Source organism: Micromonospora sp. AP08 (assembly GCF_008085935.1).
GTDB classification, from domain to species: domain Bacteria; phylum Actinomycetota; class Actinomycetes; order Mycobacteriales; family Micromonosporaceae; genus Micromonospora; species Micromonospora chersina.
Genome location: NZ_VSEZ01000017.1, coordinates 18,545 through 36,597 on the forward strand (window position 1 = coordinate 18,545; position 18,053 = coordinate 36,597).

17 protein-coding genes and 2 pseudogenes are annotated in these 18,053 nt (G+C 75.8%); 12 read left to right on the forward strand and 7 right to left on the reverse strand.

All coding sequences use genetic code 11. The annotated features are described in order from the left end of the window. Positions 1–156: 156 nt before the first annotated feature. The 10 genes and pseudogenes from FXF50_RS24070 (at position 157) to FXF50_RS24115 (ending at position 5,475) form a co-directional block, all read left to right on the forward strand. Positions 157–627, forward strand: coding sequence for a hypothetical protein (locus tag FXF50_RS24070; RefSeq protein WP_255510172.1), 471 nt, complete (start codon positions 157–159; stop codon positions 625–627). Between the two features lie 2 nt (positions 628–629). Continuing rightward, positions 630–1,874, forward strand: coding sequence for an SRPBCC family protein (locus FXF50_RS24075; protein WP_148431149.1), 1,245 nt, complete (start codon positions 630–632; stop codon positions 1,872–1,874). Next, positions 1,871–2,092 (forward strand): annotated as a pseudogene (gvpJ, locus tag FXF50_RS30300) (gas vesicle protein GvpJ); the annotation flags it as partial. The gene FXF50_RS24075 and the pseudogene gvpJ (FXF50_RS30300), both read left to right, overlap by 4 nt. A 214-nt stretch (positions 2,093–2,306) precedes the next feature. Next, entirely contained in the window at positions 2,307–3,062 is a 756-nt protein-coding gene (locus FXF50_RS24085) for a GvpL/GvpF family gas vesicle protein (protein ID WP_148431151.1), read from the forward strand. 4 nt (positions 3,063–3,066) lie between these two features. Next, positions 3,067–3,414: a gas vesicle protein GvpG gene (locus tag FXF50_RS24090; RefSeq protein ID WP_148431152.1), complete on the forward strand. Its 348-nt coding sequence runs from the start codon at positions 3,067–3,069 to the stop codon at positions 3,412–3,414. After that, a complete protein-coding gene (locus FXF50_RS24095; RefSeq protein WP_148431153.1) occupies positions 3,411–3,758 on the forward strand; it encodes a gas vesicle protein in 348 nt (115 codons plus the stop codon). Before FXF50_RS24090 ends, FXF50_RS24095 begins: the two co-directional genes overlap by 4 nt. 46 nt (positions 3,759–3,804) lie before the next feature. Then, positions 3,805–3,960 (forward strand): annotated as a pseudogene (gvpJ, locus tag FXF50_RS30305) (gas vesicle protein GvpJ); the annotation flags it as partial. Positions 3,961–4,112: 152 nt separating this feature from the next. Further along, a complete protein-coding gene (locus tag FXF50_RS24105) occupies positions 4,113–4,913 on the forward strand; it encodes a GvpL/GvpF family gas vesicle protein (protein ID WP_148431155.1) in 801 nt (266 codons plus the stop codon). Beyond that, positions 4,904–5,125, forward strand: a complete 222-nt coding sequence (locus FXF50_RS24110; protein ID WP_148431156.1) for a gas vesicle protein — start codon at positions 4,904–4,906, stop codon at positions 5,123–5,125. Before FXF50_RS24105 ends, FXF50_RS24110 begins: the two co-directional genes overlap by 10 nt. After that, positions 5,122–5,475: a gas vesicle protein K gene (locus FXF50_RS24115; RefSeq protein ID WP_222866099.1), complete on the forward strand. Its 354-nt coding sequence runs from the start codon at positions 5,122–5,124 to the stop codon at positions 5,473–5,475. The genes FXF50_RS24110 and FXF50_RS24115 overlap by 4 nt, the downstream gene beginning before the upstream one ends. Positions 5,476–5,485: 10 nt before the next feature. On the opposite strand, the gene FXF50_RS24120 is transcribed toward FXF50_RS24115, so the two are convergent. From FXF50_RS24120 to FXF50_RS24150, 7 genes are read right to left on the reverse strand one after another with little or no spacing between them, the layout of a single operon-like run. Next, positions 5,486–7,732: an AAA family ATPase gene (locus tag FXF50_RS24120; RefSeq protein ID WP_148431157.1), complete on the reverse strand. Its 2,247-nt coding sequence runs from the start codon at positions 7,730–7,732 to the stop codon at positions 5,486–5,488. Between the two features lie 45 nt (positions 7,733–7,777). After that, a complete protein-coding gene (locus tag FXF50_RS24125; RefSeq protein WP_148431158.1) occupies positions 7,778–8,263 on the reverse strand; it encodes a hypothetical protein in 486 nt (161 codons plus the stop codon). A gap of 45 nt (positions 8,264–8,308) precedes the next feature. Further along, positions 8,309–9,073 (reverse strand): ATP/GTP-binding protein, encoded by a 765-nt coding sequence (locus FXF50_RS24130; protein ID WP_187399794.1) that lies wholly within the window; start codon positions 9,071–9,073, stop codon positions 8,309–8,311. Continuing rightward, positions 9,051–9,494, reverse strand: a complete 444-nt coding sequence (locus tag FXF50_RS24135) for a DUF742 domain-containing protein (RefSeq protein ID WP_148431159.1) — start codon at positions 9,492–9,494, stop codon at positions 9,051–9,053. The genes FXF50_RS24130 and FXF50_RS24135 overlap by 23 nt, the downstream gene beginning before the upstream one ends. Next, entirely contained in the window at positions 9,491–9,955 is a 465-nt protein-coding gene (locus tag FXF50_RS24140; protein ID WP_091317354.1) for a roadblock/LC7 domain-containing protein, read from the reverse strand. Before FXF50_RS24140 ends, FXF50_RS24135 begins: the two co-directional genes overlap by 4 nt. Further along, positions 9,952–12,669 carry an ATP-binding protein gene (locus FXF50_RS24145; RefSeq protein WP_148431160.1) on the reverse strand — a complete coding sequence of 906 codons (2,718 nt, stop codon included), beginning with the start codon at positions 12,667–12,669 and terminating at the stop codon, positions 9,952–9,954. Before FXF50_RS24145 ends, FXF50_RS24140 begins: the two co-directional genes overlap by 4 nt. Continuing rightward, complete coding sequence (locus FXF50_RS24150; protein ID WP_148431161.1) at positions 12,656–13,825, reverse strand: hypothetical protein; 1,170 nt, start codon at positions 13,823–13,825, stop codon at positions 12,656–12,658. The genes FXF50_RS24145 and FXF50_RS24150 overlap by 14 nt, the downstream gene beginning before the upstream one ends. A gap of 375 nt (positions 13,826–14,200) precedes the next feature. Here FXF50_RS24150 and FXF50_RS24155 point away from each other — a divergent pair, with 375 nt between their 5' ends. Both FXF50_RS24155 and FXF50_RS24160 read left to right on the forward strand, forming a co-directional pair. Then, positions 14,201–17,071, forward strand: a complete 2,871-nt coding sequence (locus FXF50_RS24155; RefSeq protein WP_148431162.1) for an alpha/beta fold hydrolase — start codon at positions 14,201–14,203, stop codon at positions 17,069–17,071. Next, the gene (locus tag FXF50_RS24160; protein WP_148431163.1) at positions 17,071–17,949 is read left to right on the forward strand and encodes an ABC transporter permease; all 879 of its coding nucleotides are present in this window, start codon (positions 17,071–17,073) and stop codon (positions 17,947–17,949) included. Before FXF50_RS24155 ends, FXF50_RS24160 begins: the two co-directional genes overlap by 1 nt. The last annotated feature ends 104 nt before the right edge of the window (positions 17,950–18,053 follow it).

Below are 18,053 nucleotides of genomic sequence, written 5' to 3' on the forward strand. Positions count from 1 at the left end.
CGGAATGTTTTGTCGTTGGGGTGACGGGTACTGCCCGCCGGGTCCGCAGATACGGAACGTCGGTCGCAGGCCCTTTTCCGCTGATCCCCGGTAGCTGCTATCCGGGCCTGCTCCAGACGAAGGTGTCCGCTTCCGCCGGGGAGCGAAGGAGAACTGATGAAGAGCGGAGCACGGGTGGCGCTGGCGGTGGGCTTCGGCTACCTCCTCGGGCGCCGGAAGAAGATGCGTACCGCACTGACCCTGGCGGCCGCCGTCGCGGCCGGGCGAGCCAGCCAGCGCCCGGGCGGCCTGAAGCAGCTCGGCGCGGACCTGTTGAACGTCCCCCAGCTCGGCGGCCTCGGCAAGCTGGGCGCCCCGCTGGCCACGGCCGGCAAGGCCGCGGCGACCGCGGCCGCGGGCAGCGGCATCGACGCGCTCAGCGGCAAGCTCCGCGGCAGCGCCGACGCGCTGCGCCGGAAGTCCGGCGGCGGCCGGTCCGACGCGGGCCGGCCGGACGAGGAGGAGCCGGCGGACGACGAGCGCTCGGCCCCCGACGACGAGGAGGAGCTGGACGAGCAGCCGACGGCGGAGGACGAGACGGACCGGGGCGGGCGCCCGGTCGTGGCCCGACGGCAGCGGGGGCGGTGACCATGGCGACCAGCAACCTCGCGGACAAGGCCCGGGACCAGCTCGGCGGCGAGCTGCGCAACCTCGCCTCCGCCATCGGCGAGCGGGCGATGCACGTGGTCACCGAGCGGATCACCGGCGCCACCGGGCGGCTCAGCGAGTACGCCAAGCAGGGCGGTGGCCCCGGCCTGGTGGCCGCCGCCACCGGCGCCCAGAAGCTCGCCGAGGGCCAGTCCCCGGTCAAGGCCATGTTCCATGCCGGCCTGGCCGGCGGTAAGGAGAAGTTGATGTCGGCGTTCGGCGGCGGCAAGGGCGGCAAGGGCGGCGGCAAGAAGCTCAAGGTCACCAACATCGTCGAGACCATCGAGGTCGGCGTGCCGGTCCGGGTCGCGTACAACCAGTGGACCCAGTTCGGCGACTTTCCGAGCTTCATGAAGAAGGTCGAGCAGGCGGACTGGGACTCGGACGGGAAGATGACCTGGAAGGCCCAGGTCTTCTGGTCGCACCGGACCTGGGAGTCGACGATCGTCCGGCAGATCCCCGACCGGCTCATCCACTGGCGGTCCAAGGGCGAGAAGGGCTCCGTCGACGGCACGGTCAGCTTCCACGAGGTCGGCCCGGAGCTGACGAAGATCCTCGTGGTGCTGGAGTACCACCCGCAGGGCCTCTTCGAGCACACCGGCAACCTCTGGCGCGCCCAGGGCCGCCGGGTCCGGCTGGAGCTGAAGCACTTCGTCCGGCACGTGATGACCCAGACCGTGCTCGACCCCGACTCGGTCGAGGGCTGGCGCGGCGAGATCGAGGACTCCCAGGTGGTCAAGGACCACGAGACCGCGCTCCGCGAGGAGCAGGAGGCCGAGGAGCAGCAGCGCCGCGAGGAGCAGGAGGGCCGCGAGGAGCAGCGGGGCCGCGCCGAGGAACCCGAGGAGGAGCCCGAGGAGCCCGAGGAGCCCGAGGAGGAGCCCGAGGAGGAGCGCCGGCCCGCCGCCCGCGGCCGCCGCCGGCCGCCGCCGCCGCGTCGCCGTCCCACTCCGGACGAGGAGGAGTACGCGGACTACGACGAGGGCGACGACTTCGACGACGACGAGTACGCCGAGGAGCCCGAGGAGGAGGAGCCGCCGCGCCGCCGGGCGCCCGAGCGGGCCCGCCGCCCCCAGCCCCGCGAGGAGCGGGAGGCGCGCCCCGAGCGCCCGCGCCCGGTCCGCCGGGCTCCCGAGGCACCGCGACGGCCGGTGGTGCGCCGCCGGCGAGAGGAGCGTGAGGAATGACCGTGGCGACCACGACAGGCCAGTCGGGCAGCGCCCTGGAACGCACCAGCGGCGGCGGTGGGGGCACCCTCGCCGACGTGGTGGAGACCGTGCTGGACAAGGGTGTGGTGATCGACGCCCAGGTGTCGGTCGCCGTGGTCGGCATCCAGCTCCTGGAGATCAACGCACGGATCGTGATCGCCAGTGTCGACACGTACCTGCGGTTCGCCGAGGCGGTCGACCGGCTGAGCATCGTGCCGAAGGGCACGAAGGGCCTGCCGGACATGGTCGGTGACGCGGCCGGCGCCGCCACCAAGGGAAAGGCGGTCTCCGGGCTCGGCAAGGCGGCCCAGGAGATCACCGGCGCGGTGGCCGACTCGATCCGGGACCGTGGCTCCGAGCCGGAGCGGGAGCGGGAGCGGCCGCGCCGGCGGCGGGACAGGGAGCTCTGAGATGGCCCAGGAGAAGGGACTGTTCATCTACGGCATCGTGCCGTCCGACGTGGAGCCGACCCCCGAGGCCGAGGGGGTCGGTTCCCCACCCGGCGAGGTGACCGCGATCCGGCACGGCGAGCTGGCCGCGCTGGTCAGCGAGGTCGGGCTGGAGGAGCCGCTGGGGCGGCCGGCCGACCTGACCGCGTACGAGCGGCTGCTGGACGGGACGGCGGTGGTCGCACCGGTCCTGCCGGTCCGGTTCGGCACGGTGGTGACCGGCGCGGACGCAATCGAGGACCTGCTCGCCGCGCACCACGACCGGTTCGCCGCCGCCCTCGACGAGTTCGAGGACCGGCTCCAGTACACGGTGCACGGGCGCTTCGACGAGCAGGAGTTCATCAGCGGGCTCCTGGCGGAGAACGCCTCCGCCGCGGCCCTCGCCGACGAGGTGCGCGGCCGGCCGGAGGTGGAGAGCCGGGAGCAGCGCATCCGGCTCGGCGAAATGATCAGTCAGGCGGTGGAGCTGCGCCGGGAGGCGGAGAACCGCGACCTGATCGACGCGGTCGGCGGGCACGCGGTGGCGGACACGGCCCTCCCACCCAGCCACGAGCTGGACGCGGTGCGCGTCTCGTTCCTGGTGGACGGCGACGACGAGGACGAGTTCGTCCAGGCCGTGGAGGACTTCGCCGAGCGGCGTCGGGATCTGATCCGGATGCGGCTGATCGGTCCGCTCGCCCCGTACGACTTCGTCAGCGCGCACCGGCTGGTGGAGTGACCGCGTGGACATCCTGTGGACGCTGCTGACCCTGCCGTACGCGCCGGTGCGGGGACTCACCGCGCTGGTCAAGGTGGTGGCGCGGGAGGCGGAGTCGCAGCAGTACAACCCGGTCAACATCCGGCGCGAGCTGGAGGAGCTGGACCGGGCCGCGGCGGCGGGGGACATCACGCCGGAGGAGCGGGACCGGGGGCAGCAGCAGGTGCTGGACCGGCTGACCAGGCCGGCCGCCGGGGCGGACCGTACCCCGTCGCAGCGGGAGGCCGGGCCCCGGCGGCCGGCGCCCGCCCGGCGGGGTACGGCCGGCGGCCGTCGCGGTGCGGCGCGGCGCGGACGAGGGGGAGGACCATGACGGCACGGATCCGAGGCGACGGCGACCGGGAGCGGTGGCGCGACCGCGGTGGTCGGGCCGAGGAGCGGTATCTCGACGAGGACGACGAGGAGGCGGTCAGCGCGGGCGAGGCGGCCCGGGAGGGGCTGCGGCAGATCGTCGCGCTCACCGGAAAGGATCCGCTCGGGGTCACCTCGATCCAGCCCACCGACGACGGCTGGCGTATCGGGGTGGAGGTGGTCGAGGACCACCGCATCCCGGCGTCGACGGACCTGCTCGGCCTCTACGAGGTCGAGCTGGACATGACCGGCAGCCTGCTCGGCTACCGGCGGACGCGCCGCTACCAGCGCGGCAAGGGGGACTGAGATGACCATTGGGCGGGCTCCGTCGGTCGTGCAGAACTCCGGTCAGGTGCTGCCGGCCGGCCACGAGCCGGCGAACCTCGGCGACATCCTGGAACGGGTCCTCGACCGGGGCATCGTGATCGCCGGTGACATCCGGGTCAGCCTGCTCGACATCGAGCTGCTGACGCTGAAGCTGCGGCTGGTCATCGCCTCGGTGGACACCGCGCGGCAGATCGGCATCGACTGGTGGGAACACGACCCGTGGCTCAGCTCCCGGGCCCGCCCGCCGGTCGAGCCCGGCCCGCGCGACCCCGAGGAGGTCGAGGCGTCCCGCCGACCGCGGGTGGCTGCCCGGGCCGAGCGGGAGGAGTGGCCGTGAGCGCGGCAGCCGACCCCACCCCAACCACCGCGACCGCCGTCTGGCTGCACGGCGTGGTCGCCGGGACGGCCACGCCCGCCGGGCTCCCCGGCATCGCCGGCACGCCGGTCCGGGCCGTGACCGCCGCCGGCCTGGTCGCCGTGGTCAGCGACGCCCCGCTCAGCGAGTACGGCGAGGCCGCGCTGCGCCGCAACCTGGAGGACCTGGCCTGGCTGGAGCGGGCCGCCCGCGCCCACCACGCGGTGGTGGACGCGCTGTCCCGGTCCGGCGCGGTGGTGCCGGCGCGGCTCGCCACCGTCCACAGCGACGACGACCGGGTGGCCCGGGTGCTGGTCGAGCGGCACGACGAGCTGGCCGGCACGCTGGCCCGGCTCGCGGGCCGCGCCGAGTGGGGCGTCAAGGGGTACGTGGTGCCCGGCGCGACCCCGCGGGTCGAGGAACCCGCCGGTGGGGGCGGGGCCGGCGCGGCCTACCTGCGGCGGCGTAAGGCCCAGCTCAGCGCCCGCGAGGAGGGGCAGCGGGTCGCCGCCGACGGGGCCGCCGCCGTGCACGCCGCCCTCGCCGGGTACGCGGTCGCCGCCCGCCGGCACGCCCCGCAGGACCGGCGGCTGTCCGGCGCGCCCACCGCCATGGTGCTCAACGGGGCGTACCTGGTCGACCGGGACCGCTGGGACGGCTTCGCCGCGCTGGCCCGCGAGCTGGCCGAGGGGCACCCCGAGGTGCGTCTGGAGCTGACCGGGCCCTGGCCGCCGTACTCCTTCGTGGCGGAACCGGAGGCGGAGCCGGCATGGGCGTGACCACGCTGGCGCCGAACAGCGCCGACGACCCGCTGACCTACCGGCCGGTGGCCCTGGTCGACCTGCTCGACCGGGTGCTCGCCACCGGCGTGGTGATCACCGGGGACATCACCCTGGCCATCGCGGACATCGACCTGGTGCGCATCTCGCTGCGCGCGCTGATCGCCTCGGTCGGCGCGCTCGCGCCGCCCGAGCCGGAGGCCACGCCGTGACCGGCCGGGACGAGGCGGCCGACCTGGCGGCGGCGCTGGGCGAGCCGGGGTGGACGGCGCCCCGCGTCCGGCCGCTGGACCGCCGGCTCGCCGTCGACCAGGACTCGGTCGAGCGCGGGCTGGCCAGCCTGGTGCTCACGGTGATCGAGCTGCTGCGGCAGCTCATGGAACGGCAGGCGTTGCGCCGGGTCGACCTGGGCGACCTGACCGAGGAGCAGGTCGAACGGGTCGGCGCCACCCTGATGGCGCTGGAGGAGCAGATGACCCAGCTCCGCGAGTACTTCGGCCTGGCCCCCGAGGACCTCAACCTGGACCTCGGCCCGCTCGGCCCCCTGCTGCCCACCGACTGACCCGACCGGCTCACCGCCGGGCCGCGTACGCCTCCAGGTGGGCGAGCTGGACCGGGTCCAGGGAGGGATTGACCCTCGTGCGGGCCGTCTCGACGTGGGCGGCGGTGACCGTGCTGGCCGCCAGGGACTCGCGCATCGCGGCGAGGGCCGCCTCGCGGATCAGGGCCGCGCAGTCGGCCGCCGAGAAGCCGTCCAGCTCGGCGCCGAGCGCGGTCAGGTCCACGTCGGGCGCCAGCGGGACGTCCCGGGCGGCCGCCCGGAGGATCTCGCCGCGGGCCGGGCCGTCCGGCGGCGGCACGTACACGAGGCGTTCCAGCCGGCCGGGGCGGAGCAGCGCCGGGTCGACCAGCTCCGGCCGGTTCGTGGCGCCGACCACCACCACGTTGCGCAGCGCCTCCACCCCGTCCAGCTCGGTGAGCAGGGCGGCGACCACCCGGTCGGTCGTGCCCCCGTCGGTGGCCTGGCCGCGGACCGGGGCGAGGGCGTCCACCTCGTCGAGGAAGACCAGCGTGGGTGCCGCCTCGCGGGCCCGGCGGAACAGCTCGCGGACCGCGCGTTCGCTCTCACCGACCCACTTGGACAGCAGCTCAGCGCCCTTCACCGACAGCACGTTGGCCCGGCCCGAGCCGGCCAGCGCCGTGACCAGATACGTCTTGCCGCAGCCGGGCGGCCCGTAGAGCAGCACCCCGCGCGGCGGCGTCACGCCCAGCCGGGCGAAGGTGTCCGGATAGGTGAGCGGCCAGAGCACCGACTCGGTCAGCGTCTGCTTGACCTCGTGCAGGCCGCCGACGTCGTCCAGGGTCACCGTGGCCAGCTCCAGGGTGGATTCGGCCATCGTGGTCGGCCGGACCACCTCCAGCGCGGTGGTGAAGTCGGCCATCGCCACGGTGGGCGTCTCCGCCGCCTTCTGCCGCAGCGCCGCCCGCACCCCGGCCTCCCGGACCAGCGCGGCCAGGTCGGCGGCGACGAACCCCGGCGTACGGGCGGCCACCTCGTCGAGCCGGACGTCGTCGGCCAGCGGCACCTGCCGGGTGAGCACGGTGAGCTGCTCCCGGCGCAGCGCCGGGTCGGGCAGCGGCACGGTGATCCGCAGCGACAGCAGGTCCGGGGCGCGCAGCGCCGGATCCACCGCCTCGGGGCGCCCGGTGGTGCAGACCACCGCCGCTCCGGCACGGACCGTCTCGGCGACCACCTGCCGGAACACCGTGGCCAGCGGGCCGGGCTCGTCGGCCGGGGCGATCGCCTCCACGTCGGTGACCAGCAGCACGGCCGGACGGTTGTCGCGGACCGCCGCGGCGGCCTCCCGCAGCCGGCGGGCCGCCGCGTCGTTGCCCAGCGCGGCCAGTTCCGGGGCCCACAGCGGGCGGACCCGGGCGCGGACCCGGGCGGCGACCGCGCGGACCAGCGCCGACTTGCCGGAGCCGGCCGGGCCGCCGATGAGCACCCCGAGCGAGACCGTGGTGCCGAGCCGGCCCAGCACCTCCCCGTGGTGGAAGCCCAGGTCGAGCAGCTCGGTCAGCTCCTCGGCCTGGGCCCGCAGCCCGGGCAGCTCGTCCACGTCGGGCGCGTCCTCGGGGCCGAGCAGTCCGTCGGCCGGCGCGGTCGCGGCCGGTCCGGCCGGGGCCACCGAATCCGCCGGGCCCACCTCATCCGCCGCGCCGGCCGGACCGGAGCCGCGGGTGGCCGGGCCGTGCTCCCAGCCGACCACGGTGTCCATGGTGACCAGCGCGCCGGTCGCCGGCTCGGCCGCCACCACGGAGAGCAGGGTGCTGGTCCAGGCGTACCCGACGGTGCTGGCGAGGCTGCGCCGGGCGGCCTCGACCAGGCCGCGCAGCGCGGCGTCGGGAAGCACGTCCTGGGGCAGCAGCGAGACGTCGTCGCCGGCGGTGACCACCTTGCCGAGCAGCGCGAGCCGGAGCATCTCCGGGGAGACCGCGGCCACGACGCCGACCGGGCCGGCCAGGGTGACCCGGCGCAGCGGGGCCGCCGGCAGCGGGCTCACCGTGACCTGCCCGCCGTCGCGCAGGCCCAGGTTGCCCAGCAGGAGGTCGTCGGCGTAGAGCAGGGCGCTGCTCGCGCTCGACGCGGCCGGGGCGGCGATGCCGGCGGTCACCCGGCGGCCGGCCAGCCGCACCGGGTCGCCGGGGCGCAGCGCCAGCGCGGTCAGCACCTCGGGGTGCAGGCGGACGACGCCACGCCGGGCGTCCAGCGCCGCCGGCCGCAGGCTCGCGGTCAGGGTCAGGTCGGGTTCCGCCACCGCCCGACAGTAGCCGCCGGCACCACGTCGTGCCGGTCGGCGGCGTCAGAGCGGGCCGGTGTCCTCCAGCAGCGACGGATCGCGCCGGATCATGTCGGCCAGCCGGGCCGCCGGGTCGGTGGCCACCCCGTCCTGCCCGGGGCCCGGCACCGTCTTCACCGACATCGGCCAGGCCGGCGGGGGCGCCGGCGCGGGCGCCGGGCCGACCCGCACCTCCGGGCCGGACCAGGAGACCCGCAGGGGGTACGCCTGCCCGCCCAGCTCCACCCGCAGCACGACGGCCAGCCCCGGGTGCTCGGCGACCACCCGGCGGACCGCCTCGGCCACCTCCTCGACCGGGTCCCGCCGCTCCGGCCGGTTGCCCCCACGCAGCCGGTACGCGCCGTGCCCCGCCCGGCCGTCCGCCGGCGCGTCGCCCGGCCCGGCCGCCTCGAACTGCTCCTCCGGCTCGCCCGGCAGTGGACCCCGCCGACGCAGCGCCTCCTCGCGCCGGGCCAGCCGGGCCAGGGTCTCGTCCAGATCACCTCTCATCGCGTCCACCCCTTCCGTCACCACGGGTCGGAACCGACGGCCGGTTCAGGCCCCATTCTCCCGGGTCGCCCGGTCCAGCGCCCGGTCCAGGACGACCAGCAGCGCGTCCCGTACGGAGAGCCGGTCCCGGGCGTCGAACTGCACCAGCGGCACGTGCTCGCCGATCGCCAGCGCCCAGCGGACCGAGGGCAGGTCGAGGGCCAGCCGGCCGTCGAAGGCGTTCACCCCCACCGCGAACGGCAGCCCGGCCCGCTCGAAGTAGTCGATCGCCGGGTAGCAGTCGTCGATCCGCGCGCTGTCCACCACCACGAGCGCGCCGAGCGCGCCCCGGGCCAGGTCGTCCCACATGAACCCGAAGCGGGCCTGCCCGGGCGTACCGAAGAGGTAGAGCTTGAGGCTGCGGTCGATGGTGACGCAGCCGAAGTCCATGGCCACCGTGGTGGTGGTCTTCTCCGTGACCGCGCCCGGGTCGTCGACGCCGATCCCGGCGCTGGTCATCTCCGCCTCGGTGGTCAGTGGGGCGATCTCGGAGATGGCGCCCACCGCGGTGGTCTTGCCCACCCCGAAGCCGCCGGCGATGAGGATCTTCACCGGGATCGGCGGGCGGGGCGCGGGTACCCGGGCCACGGTCGGGGCGCTCGCCCCGGCCGGCCGGTACGGCGGCGGCGGGGCCGCCGGTGCGGCCGGCGCGGCGGCCCGGCCGGTCGACGGGCCGGGCGTGGCGGTGGCGCCGTACCGGACGGCGGCGCTGTTCGCGACCGGCCCGCCCGCGGCGGCGGCCGGCCATTCAGGAGATCGCACGGAGTCCATCAATCACTCGCAGGATGAGGTCGGGGTCGAGGGCGTCGTCGGCGTCCCCGAGGTGCACGTCGAGGTGACCGGCGGCGCGGAGGTCGCCGACCAGCACCCGGGTCACGCCGAAGTGCATCCGCGTCCGGGCGGAGATCTCCGCGACCGAGATCGGTTCGGCGCTCAGCGCCACGATCGTCGCCAGTTCCGTGGGCAGCCGGCCGATCACCGCCCACGAGCCGCTCTCCGGGCGGGCGGTCACCTGGGTCTCCAGGCCGATCGCCGGATCGCCGTCCACCCGGCCGGCGGTGAGCACGAACGGACGAGGGCCGGTCGGCTCCCCGTCGCCCGCGTCCGGCCCGGGGGCGGGTGCGCGCAGGAAGGGCCGGATCCGGGTGCCGGGTTCCGGCTCCGGGTCCTCGCCGGCCGCCTCCGGGATCATTGCTGGACGGCGTTCTTCAGCTCGGCGATCAACCGCGGGCTCAGGGCGCCGCCGGCCCGGCCGGCGAAGAGCGTCATCTCGTACGCCACGGTGCCCAGGTTGGCCGAGCGGTCGGCGACCACGCCGAGCACCGAGCCACTGCTGATGGCGCTGATCAGCAGATAGCCCTCGGCCATGTCCACGATCACCCGGTTCAACCCGCCGAGCGCGTACCAGCTCGCGGCGCCGCCGGCGAGGCTGGTCATGCCGGACACGACGGCGGCGAGCCGCTCCGCGTTGGACCGGTCCTTGATGGCGGACATGGCCATCAGGAGCCCGTCCGAGGAGACCGCGATCGCCTCCATCACCCCCGCGGTGCTGGAGGTGAACGAGTCGAGCAGCCAGTTGAAGGTGCGCGCCTCGGGGCTGAGGCCGCCGGCGGCGCTCTGGTCGGTGCTGTCGTGCAGGAAGGGGCTGGTCACCGTGATGGGTCCTCTTCGTAGCGGCGGTCGGGACTGACTTCGCGCAGAGCACGGGCGACGCCCGCCTCGAACTCGGTGATGAGGTTGCGGACCTCGGCCGGGTCACCGGGGTGGGAACTGGCGGGCGGGGCGGTGCGTACCGGGGTCACGGCCAGGTTCGCCCCGGGCACCCGCTGGCTGAGCGGGGGCCGGCCCGGAGTGGGCGCGGTGGGGGCGGCGTCGTGCTCGGCCCGGCGTACCCCGTCCTGGAACGCCTCGACGAGCGCCCGGACCGTCGCCGGGTCGGCGGGAGCGTCGGCCGGGATCCCGGCCGCCGGGGCGGCGGCCGGCAGGCTCGCCCCGGGCACCCGCTGCCGGATCAGCGGCCGTACGGCGTCCGGCCCGCCGGTCGGGGGTGCGGGGGTCGAGCCAGTCGTCGGGAGGCCGGTCGTCGGCCCGGCGGCCGGGGGAGCGGCCGGTGCCGGGCCGACGACCGGTGTCGGCGGGGCGGGGGTGCCGGGACGGGGGGCGGCCGGCGCCGGGGTGGCGGGCGCCCCGGCGGGCGGCCAGGCGAACGGCGGCCCGCCGGTGGGGGCGCCGGCCGGTGCGACCGGCCCGGCCAGGGTGACCGGCTCGGCCGGTGCGACCGGTCCAGCCAAAGCGACCGGCCCGGCCGGGGTGACCGGCTCGGCGGGTGCGATCGGCTCGGCCCGGGCGCCGAAGGCGTTCCAGGACGCACCGGTCTCGATGCTGCGGGTGGCCCGGCTCAGCAGCGCCGCGTCGAACCCGGCCAGCTCGTCGGCCGCCGGGGTCCGGGCGGGCAGCGCCCGCCGCTTCCGGGGCGGCACGGTGGCCCGCGCCACGGTGGCGCCGGCCCGCTCGGGACGGCGGATCACCAGCAGGGCGGCCGGGACGTCCAGGTGGGCGGTCACCCCGCCGCCGGCCGTCGCGGCCAGCCGGACCGTCCAGCCGTGCCGGCGGGCCAACCGGCCCACCACGAAGAGCCCGAGCACCTCGGTCGGCGCCAGGTCGAGCCGCTCCCGGCGGGTGAGCCGGGCGTTCTCCTCGGCGAGGCGCTCCGCGGTCATGCCGATGCCCCGATCCACCACGGTGAGCCGGGCGCCGCCGTCGGTCTGCTCGGCGGCCACCAGCACCCGGGCGTGCGGCGGGGAGAAGGCGGTCGCGTTCTCCATGAGCTCGGCCAGCGCGAGCACCAGGTCACCGGCGGTCGCGGGCGCCGCCGCGACCCCGGGCGGGACCTGCACGTCCACCCGGGTGTAGTCCTCGATCTCGCCGAGCGCGAGCCGGACCAGGTCGGCCAGCGGGACCGGCGCGACGTGCCCGTCCGTGCCGGTGGCGCCGGAGAGCACCACCAGGCTGCCGGCGTTGCGGCGCAGCCGGCTGGAGATGTGGTCGAGGCGGTACAGGTGCTCCAGCCGCCCCGGGTCGGTCTCCTGCCGTTCCAGCCGGTCGATCAGCGCGATCTGCCGGCCGACCAGGTTCTGCGTACGCCGGCCGACGTGGCCGAACATCTGCGCCACGTTGCGCCGGCCGGCCACCTGCCGTTCGACCAGCCGGGCGGCGGTGTGCTGCACCCGCTCGAACGCCCGGGCCAGCTCGCCGATCTCGTCCCGCCGCTCCGCCCCGACGTCCACCGGGTCGAGGCGTACCGGCGGGACGCTCTCCGCCTCGTCGTCGACCACCCGGGTCAGCTCGGCCTCGGCGACCCGGGCGACCCGGTCCGCCGAGCGGGTGAGCCGGGTCAGCGGCCGCGCCACGGTGCGGGCCACCGCCATGCTGAGCAGCACCACGCTCAGCAGGACGAGGGCGGCCGCCCCGCCGACCAGCCAGGCGGCGGCGAGCGCGTCCCGCTGCTCGTCGCGGGTCTCGGCGATGACGTCGGCGACGATCTTCTTCTCCACGAACTGGCCGAGAGTGATCATCGACCGGACCGAGGGGAAGAGCGCGTCCAGCGGCACCGCGGCGATCGCCGCCACCGGGTCCTTGACGCTGTCGACCAGGAAGGTGGGGCTGGTCCGGGCGGCCACGGCGGCGTCGTCCAACATGGCCAGCCGGTACTGCTCCGGCGTGATCAGCTTGCGGAACCGCTGGTTGTCGACCTGGAGCGCGGCCATGCAGGCGATGTACGCGCCGGCCACCCTCGGGTCGCCCGTCGCCTTGACCAGCACGATCAGCGTGGCGCAGGCCCCCAGACCCTCGTCGGCGCGGAGCAGCGCGTCCAGCGCCAGCACCTGCCGCCCGGCCGAGGTGCCGGTGTCCACCTGGAACGGCAGTCGCAGCGCCTCGATCAGCGCCATGTCGACGGCGCCGAACGCGGTCATGATCTCGTCCGCGGTGGCCTTCCCGGCCAGCACGGCGGTACGCAGGTCGGCCAGCGTGCGTACCCCGTCGAGGGCCGACCGGACCGGCGCCGGCAGCGGCTCGGCCCGCAGGTCGGCGACCCGGTCGTCCACCGTGGCGGCCTTCTGGATCAGCTCGGTGCGGGTCACCCGGCCGAGCAGCGACCCCACGGAGAGCAGCCGTTCCTGCTGGAGGTCCTGCACGAGGCTGCCGATCCGGCTGGCCACCCGGACCGTGTCGGCGGTGTCGACGGCCCGCTGGGCGGCGGCGACCCGGTCGAGGACCACCGGCACGGCCAGCCCGACCATGCTGAGCAGCGGGATGATCACCAGCAGGGCGAGTCTGCCCCGGATCCGGAGCCTACCGAGCAGCATCGAACGGCCTCCACCGCTCGGCTTCGCCGGCGCCGACCGGCTGGAGTTCGCCGCCGGCCGGGGACGCCCGCGGGTCGGTGCGGGACGGCGCCGGCGGCGGGGCGGTCCCGGCGGGCTCGCGCTCCGCCTCGGCGAGCCGGCGGCGGGTCCGCCGCAGCGCGGCGAGCAGCACCCCGGCCAGCACGGCGAGCAGGACGGCGGCCACCGCGACGGCGCCCCGGGCCAGCCAGCGGTCCCGGTCGAGCCGGTCGAGCCGCTCCGCCAGCAGCGCGTCGAGCTGGTCGAGGATGACCTGCCGCAACTGGGTGGCGGCCGACTGCGCGACGCGCCGGGCGGCGCCCAGCTGGATCGGGTCGGGCCCGGTGGCCCCGGTCGGCGCCGAGAACGCGGCCAGCGCCTCCACCGAACGCTGGTAGGTGTCCAGCGGGGTGAGCACGGTGGGGCCGAGGTCCGTGCTCTCCGAGCTGTCTACGGCGGCCCGCAGGTCCTCCACCAGGTCGGCGGCCGGCCCGAGCGCGGCGACCCGCAGTTCGGCCAGCTCGGCGACGGTCCTCGGGCGGTCCGCGGCGGGCCGGCCCGGGGCGAGGGTGGCCAGGTCGGCGAGGCGACCGGCGGCGACCATGGCCGCGGGCAGGTCCGCGCCGATGGCGTCCTGGACGAAGAACGAGTCGGACCGCGGGTCGCGGACCAGCCCGGATGCCTCCCGGACCTTCCGGTGCAGGGCGAGCAGCAGGTCGCTGACCTCGGCGTACGCCTGGAAGGCCGCCTGCGGGTCGGCCAGCGCGCGGTCCGGCAGCGCCTCCAGCTTGGCCCGTACCCCGGCCCAGCGTTCCCGGGTGCGGAGCTGGTCGCCGACCTCGCTGTCCACCTGCGTCGCCCGCTCGACGGCGGCGGTGAGTGCCGCCCGGGTGACGGGCCGGCCGGCGACCGCCGTGCTCTGCGCGTCGGTCAGCGCGTCGGTGACCGGTCCGAGCGCGCGCAGGTAGCGGACGCCGAGGCGTTCCCGGGCGGCCAGGTCCCGGTCGGCGCCGGTGTGCCGGTCGGTCTGGACGAAGAGGAACCCCAGCGGGGCCAGCAGCGCCAGCACCAGCAGCAGGGGCAGGGCGCGACCCGGTACGGCGGGCCGTCGGCGGACCCGCGGCGCGGGGACGGTCATGGTCGGTCTCCTCGGGCGACGGCGGGGGACGTTACGGAGCCGGGAGGTCGCCGTACGCAGTCCCGTCCACCGGACCGGAAAAGTAGTCGAACCGGGCGCGGGTGTGACCGTGGTCGCCGAGTCGACTTCACGTCACTTCGAGTCACGTGACGTCCGGTTGACCTTGCGGCTACGCAGTGTCCGAGATGGCCGGAAGAAGGTCTGATCGGAACCGATTTGCGGGCGTAGATGTGATTCCACGGGATCCGAATTCATCTCGCTGGGACGCTCTGGACCTTCCACGCTCGACGGGACCCGGACAACGAACGGCGCAGCCGGACGGACGTACGGCGGATCTCAGGGAACGCTCAGCCGGTGGCCCGTACCGTGTGCCGCATGAGATCACCGCTGCCCGTCGCGCGGATCCGGCGCGCCCTGGCCAGCCGTACCCGCCGGATCGTCGCCGCGGTGGTGGTGGTCGTCCTGGTCGCCGCCGCCGTGGTCTGGGCGGCCCGCCCGCAGCGCCCCGACTTCCGGACCGAGGCGGCCCTGGTGACCGTGCGCTCCGGACCGGCCGGCGACCAGCCGGTCGACCTGGACACCACGCTCTACCTGCCCGGCGACGCCTCGGCCCGGCACCGGGTCCCGGCGGTGCTGCTGGCGCACGGCTTCGGCGGCACCAAGGAGTCGGTCCGCTCCGACGCGGAGGACCTGGTCGCCCGGGGCTACGCGGTGCTCACCTGGACCGCGCGCGGGTTCGGCCGCAGCGGCGGCGAGATCCACCTGGACAGCCCCGACTACGAGGTGCGGGACGCCCAGCGGCTGCTCGACCGGCTCGCCGCCCGCCCGGACATCCGCCTCGACGCGGCCGGGGACCCCCGGGTCGGTGTGGTCGGCGGCTCGTACGGCGGCGGCCTGGCCCTGCTGCTGGCCGCCCAGGACCGCCGGGTCGACGCGATCGTCCCGATGATCACCTGGAACGACCTGTCCCGCGCCTTCCTGCCGGAGAGCACCGGCAGGGCGCCCACCGAGGGCGTCTTCAAGAAGGGCTGGGCCGGCATCTTCTTCGGTGGCGGCGGCAACGCCGGCTCCGGCCCGGCCGGGCTGGCCGGCACCGGCGCGGCCCAGCCGGAGGGCGCTCCGGCGTCGGCCGGCGCGCCCAGCCCGCAGCCCGGCGCCGGCCCGGGCACCGGCCCCGGTCGCGGCCCGGCCGGCACCGCCGACCCGTCCTGCGGCCGGTTCGCCGCCGACGTCTGCGCCGCGTACCTGCGGATCGCCACCTCCGGGCGGGCCGACGGCCCGGCGGTCGACCTGCTGCGCCGCTCCTCGCCGGCCGGGGTGCTCGACCGGATCAAGGCGCCCACCCTGCTGGTGCAGGGCGAGGCGGACACGCTCTTCCCGCTCACCGAGGCGGACGCCAACGCCCGGGGCATCGCCGCCGCCGGCACCCCGGTGCGGGTCGCCTGGTTCACCGGCGGCCACGACGGCGGCACCGGCCCGACCTCCGACTCGGACCGGGTGAAGTTCCTGACCGCGCAGTGGCTCGACCACTACGTCAAGGGTGCCGGGGAGGCGCCCGGCGACAGCTTCACCTTCTCCCGCATCGCGGGGTTCGACGCGCTCGACCGGGGCCTGGTGGCCACCGGCTTCCGCACCGCCGACTATCCGGGGGTGACCGGGCAGGGCCGCCGCGAGGTGACGCTGGCCGGCCCGGCCCAGCCGGTCGCCAACCCGCCCAACGGCAACCCGGCGGCGATCTCGTCGGTGCCGTTCGCCGGTGCGCTCGGCTCGCTGCTGGACGGGGTGGCCGGCGACATCCCCGGCCAGCACGCCCGGTTCCAGTCCGCCCCGCTGGCCGACCCGGTCGACGTGGTGGGTGCGCCGACCGTGCGGATCCGGGCCGCCTCCGCGACCGGCGAGGCGGTGCTCTTCGTGAAGCTCTACGACGTCGACCCGCAGGGCGCGGCGACGCTGCCCGACGGCCTGGTCGCGCCGGTCCGGCTGACCGGCCTGCCGCGGACCGTCGAGGCGGCCCAGCCGGTCACCGTCACCCTGCCGGCGATCGTCCGCCGGATCGAGGCCGGCCACCGGCTGCGGGTGGTGGTGGCCACCTCCGACCAGGCGTACGCCACCCCGGCCGAGCCGGCCGTGCACACCGTGGCGCTCGGCGACGGCCCGCTGGTGCTGCCCACGGTCGACGCCTCGCCCATCCCCACCACCGCGGCGGTCTGGCGCTGGGTGCTGGTCGGCCTGCTCGCCGCGATCGCGGTCGGCCTCGTCGTGGTCGTCCTGGTCGCCCGCCGCCGGCACCGCCGCCAGGACAGCTCGGTCCACCCGGCGTACGCGGGCGTCCCGCTCGCCGTCCGCAACCTGCGCAAGGAGTACGCGGACGGCTTCGTGGCCGTCTCCGACGTGGACTTCGAGGTGCACCCCGGCCAGGTGGTCGGCCTGCTCGGGCCGAACGGCGCCGGCAAGACCACCACGCTGCGGGTGCTCATGGGGCTGACCCAGCCGACGGCCGGCGAGATTTACGTGTTCGGCCACCGCCTGGTGCCGGGCTCGCCGGTGCTCTCCCGGATCGGCGCGCTGGTCGAGGGTCCGGGCTTCCTGCCGCACCTGTCCGGGCTGGAGAACCTGCGGGCGTACTGGCGGGCCACCGGCCGGCCGTGGGCGGACGCGCACTTCGAGGAGGCGCTGGAGATCGCCGGTCTGGGCGACTCGGTGCACCGGCGGACGAAGAACTACAGCCACGGCATGCGCCAGCGGCTCGCCATCGCGCAGGCCATGCTGGGCCTGCCCGAACTGCTGGTGCTCGACGAGCCGACGGACGGGCTGGACCCGCCGCAGATCGCCGAGATGCGCCGGGTGCTCCAGCGGTACGCCACCGACGGCCGGGCCGTGCTGGTCTCCAGCCACCTGCTGGCCGAGGTGGAGCAGACCTGCACGCACGCCGTGGTGGTGAACAAGGGGCGGATCGTGGCGTCCGGCCCGGTCGAGGAGATCGTCGGCGAGTCGCCGAGCGTGCTGTTCGAGGTGAGCGACCCGGACGCGGCCCGCACCGTGCTCGACCGGCTGGCCGGCGTACGGGTGCTGCCCGACGGCGACGGCGCGCTGGTGGTGGACACGAACGGCACCGCCCGCAGCGAGGTGGTGGCGGAACTGGTCCGGGCCGGCATCGGGGTGGACCGGGTGGTGCCGCGGCGCCGCCTGGAGGACGCGTTCCTCGCCCTGGTGGGCGAGAACTCTCGGGGAAGCGGGGACCGGTGATGGCGCAGTCGTCTTCCGTGGGACCGGTGGGGGCGGCGACCGGTTACCGGCCGTCGGGCACCCTGCCGTTCCGGGCGGAGTTCCGCCGGCAGGCGTCGCGCCGGCGCACCCAGCTGGCGCTGGGTTTCATGGTGCTGCTGCCGCTGATCATCCTGGTCGCGTTCCAGTTCGACTCCGGCGACGACGACCGGAACGGCCGGAACGAGTTCGCCAGCCTGGTCGACCTGGCCACCTCGGGCGGGCTGAACTTCACCCTCTTCTCGATCTTCGTGTCGTCGTCCTTCCTGCTGGTCGTCGTGGTGGCGCTGTTCTGTGGTGACACGGTGGCCAGCGAGGCGAGCTGGGGCAGCCTGCGCTACCTGCTGGCCATCCCGGTGCCCCGGGCCCGGCTGCTCACGGTGAAGCTGCTGGTGGCGCTCGCGTACTCGGCGCTGGCGCTGGTGCTGCTCGCCGGGACCGCGCTGCTCGCCGGCACCCTGCGGTACGGCTGGTCCCCGCTGCGCAGCCAGGTCTCCGCCGAGCTGGCCCCGGCCGACGGGCTGGTCCGCCTGCTCGCCGTGCTCGGCTACCTGGCGGTCGTCCTGCTCGTGGTGGCCGGCCTCGCGTTCCTGCTCTCGGTGACCACGGACGCGGCGCTGGGCGCGGTCGGCGGGGCGGTGCTGCTGTGGATCCTCTCCAGCATCCTGGACCAGATCACCGCGCTGGGCGCCCTGCGCGCGTTCCTGCCCACCCACTTCAGCAGCGCGTGGCTGGGACTGCTGTCCACACCGGTGCAGACCGACGACGTGGTGCGCGGCGCCATCTCGGCGATCGCCTACGCCACGCTCTTCTGGGGGCTGGCCTTCTGGCGGTTCACCCGCAAGGACGTAACAAGCTGAGCGGCTCACGTCTTGGGAGCGTTCCCACACTCCCGTCCCGTTAACAAAGAATTTATTAAGTTCGATGAAGTCGTCGGTCATCCTGGGGCTACGTCCACCACGTT

Excerpts from the sequence above, each read along its gene's own strand:
- FXF50_RS24070 (WP_255510172.1), top strand. The coding sequence starts at position 157 with ATGAAGAGCGGAGCACGGGTGGCGCTGGCGGTGGGCTTCGGCTACCTC.
- FXF50_RS24075 (WP_148431149.1), top strand. The coding sequence starts at position 630 with ATGGCGACCAGCAACCTCGCGGACAAGGCCCGGGACCAGCTCGGCGGC.
- FXF50_RS24085 (WP_148431151.1), top strand. The coding sequence starts at position 2,307 with ATGGCCCAGGAGAAGGGACTGTTCATCTACGGCATCGTGCCGTCCGAC.
- FXF50_RS24095 (WP_148431153.1), top strand. The coding sequence starts at position 3,411 with ATGACGGCACGGATCCGAGGCGACGGCGACCGGGAGCGGTGGCGCGAC.
- FXF50_RS24110 (WP_148431156.1), top strand. The coding sequence starts at position 4,904 with ATGGGCGTGACCACGCTGGCGCCGAACAGCGCCGACGACCCGCTGACC.
- FXF50_RS24125 (WP_148431158.1), bottom strand. The coding sequence starts at position 8,263 with ATGAGAGGTGATCTGGACGAGACCCTGGCCCGGCTGGCCCGGCGCGAG.
- FXF50_RS24130 (WP_187399794.1), bottom strand. The coding sequence starts at position 9,073 with ATGGACTCCGTGCGATCTCCTGAATGGCCGGCCGCCGCCGCGGGCGGG.
- FXF50_RS24135 (WP_148431159.1), bottom strand. The coding sequence starts at position 9,494 with ATGATCCCGGAGGCGGCCGGCGAGGACCCGGAGCCGGAACCCGGCACC.
- FXF50_RS24145 (WP_148431160.1), bottom strand. The coding sequence starts at position 12,669 with ATGCTGCTCGGTAGGCTCCGGATCCGGGGCAGACTCGCCCTGCTGGTG.
- FXF50_RS24150 (WP_148431161.1), bottom strand. The coding sequence starts at position 13,825 with ATGACCGTCCCCGCGCCGCGGGTCCGCCGACGGCCCGCCGTACCGGGT.
- FXF50_RS24155 (WP_148431162.1), top strand. The coding sequence starts at position 14,201 with ATGAGATCACCGCTGCCCGTCGCGCGGATCCGGCGCGCCCTGGCCAGC.
- FXF50_RS24160 (WP_148431163.1), top strand. The coding sequence starts at position 17,071 with ATGGCGCAGTCGTCTTCCGTGGGACCGGTGGGGGCGGCGACCGGTTAC.